We start from the raw sequence: 2661 nt of genomic DNA, 5'->3' as shown, positions 1-2661 counted from the left end.
TAGATCCGACCAGTGCGGCGAGCCCCCGCAATCCCTGGACGATCCCCGAAGCTGCGCTGGCCGATATACCCGATCCGCAACACCACGAACTCACACGCATCGAACACGCAGCTCTCGCCTCGATGATCGTCGGCCCCACATGTTCCGGGCACACGACGATCGACATCACCAAACCGAGTCTGCCGAATCCGCGGCAGGTACATGCGGTGAGCATCGGTACACCGCGCCGAGATGACCTCGGTTTTTCTTCGAACCGAATGGCGATGCCCCGGCTCTGAACCCGTGTACCAGGAGGGGCCTCGTTTGACGACAGAAGTTGAGTCCCACCTGGTTGTTAGCCGAAGCGTTCATCTCGACACGAACCTCCCCGACCCCGGCCCGACCTGTCCGGAAGCCCATAGTGCCCATATGGGAGCACACAGGTGAGGCAGAGGTCAGGAACTTTTCCGGAGCAACCCGGTCACACCAGCGAGCAGAATCGCTGTGAAGATCCACGCCAGAATCCTCAAAGCAGGTAGACCGAGTTTCACCATGACCGGCGCGCTGGAGCTGACTGCCCAATCGGGGGCGCGTGGTGCCTGCTGCTGCAGGGATGACGCCGGTGAGGGCGTAGCTGAACGAATCCAGACACGGGTACTGCGGGTGGGTTGAGCAGTCATCCGCGCCGGTGATCAACTCCAGAAGGGTTCGTTGTCGAGACGTTCTATGTCGTGGCAGGTGTCGAGGATGAGATTCGTGGTGGACGCAGTCATTTTTGGGCGTGTTTGCGTAATCGGTTCGATATGTGGGATCCGGTAGTGGAGAAAGGGCTTTGGAGGGAGCATTGGTGCTCGTCATGGTGAAAAAATGAAGGGGTTCTGATGCGTGGGTGGAGTGTTTCGTCGACACGGTCGGTAGTTTCGGTAGTGGCTGCGGTGGCGGTGATTTCGGGGGCGGGAGCAACGTCAGCTGCGGCGTCGTCGGGGCCTGATCCGTTCGTCGCTGACGGAAATTGTGTGATCGACCCGGCGAGACCGGAGATCACGGTCGATTCCCTTCGTTATCACTGCACGACAGAACAGTCCGATGCACTGTTTTCGGCCGCGCAGCCAGGGGCGGCGCCGGAAGGAAAGAAGCGGTTCTGGGTGCTCCCCGCAGTTGTTGTGGCCGGGCAGCCCATTGCCTACCCGTTGGGGCGTGCGTGGGCGGCAGCCGAGGGCATCCTCGGCGACGCGTTGACCTTTGACAACGGGCCTACCGGCCAACCGATGGTGCGCAAGAATTACGCTTTCGGTATGTCGCCGGGTGGTCCGTTGTTGCCGGGCATCTCGTATTCCGATGGCAAGCCCGCGTGGACAGTTGATTTCTCCAACGACACGGCCGGGGTGCCGGTCAGCTCCCACGAGTTCCGTGAGATCGCCCCGGACGTATGGCTCGGCCGGTCGTATTTGCTGCAGAAGTGGAATCCGTTACCGGGCTCACCAGTCCACGGAAGTTACGTCATCACCAGCTGATCGAGACATTTCGGTGGATGGTCTTCCCATATGGAGATGAAGACCGTCCTCGCGGCTACGCGACTCGAACACGAATGGCTCGCCGATTCTTTTGTGCAGGAGACACAAACACCCGCTGCCACATGGGGCGCGACATTATCTCTCCTGGTAGGCCAGGGGGAGGAGTCGACGATTTGTCTATCCCCGATCCGCTGCGGGCTCATCTACGAGTGCTCGAATTCTCGACGTAGGCGAGTCCGGCGACCTTCCTGATCAGTAGGGAGAAGCCGAAGTACAGATGTACAAGTCCAAGCATGCTCACCACGAACTCATGCTCACCATGCGCGTGCTTGAAGTCGTCCGATGCCAACTCGTCGAACTCCTCAGCGTGTCGTTTGCTGTAGTGGATCTTCTCCCCGTAGGTGAAGAGTGAGATCAGCTTTTCAGGGTTGACATTGCTGTAGTTGCCAAGATCCCCATCGGGATTCGAGATTCCTTCTTCTGCGATCGCTTTGGTTGCGGCAAGGTTCTTGAGGGGGTGTTTCAGTAGCTGGGCACGTGCTTTCCTCCATGTGGTCAGTACCTCTAGGCGGGCTTCTGCATTCGCGTCGGTTGCCTTCTTGGCAGCCTTGATCAACAAGCCCGACACAACGCCAAAGGTGGGATCGCCGTTCATGTCATCGCTTTTGTGGGGTGTGGCTAGTGGGGGTGTGTTGTGTGGTGGGGGAGTGGTTGGGGTGGGGGAGTGGTTGGGGTGGGCGTGTGTGGTGTTTTTGAATTGTGTTGTGGTGCAGCAACTTTAGTATCATGTTGTGCTGCCGTGGTTTTGGGTGTTTGTGCAACGTGTTTTGTGAATGTATGTGTATGACAATGTGTTTGGTTTTCTGGTGTGTGTTGGGGTGGTGGGGTGTGGGATTGGTGGGTATGACGCGATCGAAGTGGAGTGATGGGCTCGGTGCTGGCGTGTCGGCGGACCGGACCGCCGCCCCCCAGCCCTCTTTAGAGGTGACTCCGATTTTGACGTGAGACTCGTAAATTAAAGTGCAACAACACGATTCGATTTCGAGTGGCGCGCAGCGCCGCGCTCACCCGGCAACGACACCGCACCACCCACGGACCGCGCAGCGGTCCCCTCGGCGGGGCGCGCAGCGCCCGCCTCCGTTCTCGACGCGCAGCGTCGAGGGAGCGC

Annotated in this window: 3 protein-coding genes; 2 read left to right on the top strand and 1 reads right to left on the bottom strand. The window is 59.4% G+C overall.

The features are described from left to right. Together RhoBH5_RS32400 and RhoBH5_RS32395 are read left to right on the top strand one after the other, a co-directional pair. The coding region (locus RhoBH5_RS32400) for a hypothetical protein (RefSeq protein ID WP_270009620.1) at window positions 1–278 on the top strand (278 nt) is incomplete at its 5' end. Between the two features lie 582 nt (window positions 279–860). Next, window positions 861–1493 carry a hypothetical protein gene (locus tag RhoBH5_RS32395; protein ID WP_270009619.1) on the top strand — a complete coding sequence of 211 codons (633 nt, stop codon included), beginning with the start codon at window positions 861–863 and terminating at the stop codon, window positions 1491–1493. Window positions 1494–1692: 199 nt separating this feature from the next. Here RhoBH5_RS32395 and RhoBH5_RS32390 read toward each other — a convergent pair whose 3' ends face one another. Further along, window positions 1693–2148 carry a hypothetical protein gene (locus tag RhoBH5_RS32390; RefSeq protein WP_270009618.1) on the bottom strand — a complete coding sequence of 152 codons (456 nt, stop codon included), beginning with the start codon at window positions 2146–2148 and terminating at the stop codon, window positions 1693–1695. Window positions 2149–2661 lie beyond the last annotated feature (513 nt).

Origin of the sequence: Rhodococcus sp. BH5, assembly GCF_027583855.1 — a bacterium.
GTDB lineage: Bacteria > Actinomycetota > Actinomycetes > Mycobacteriales > Mycobacteriaceae > Rhodococcus_F > Rhodococcus_F qingshengii.
Note: the sequence above shows the minus strand (reverse complement) of the source record. Positions and strands in the feature narration are given on the sequence as shown.

Bases quoted from the DNA above. Each gene is read 5' to 3' on its own strand.
- RhoBH5_RS32395 (WP_270009619.1), top strand. From the start codon at position 861: ATGCGTGGGTGGAGTGTTTCGTCGACACGGTCGGTAGTTTCGGTAGTG.
- RhoBH5_RS32390 (WP_270009618.1), bottom strand. From the start codon at position 2,148: ATGAACGGCGATCCCACCTTTGGCGTTGTGTCGGGCTTGTTGATCAAG.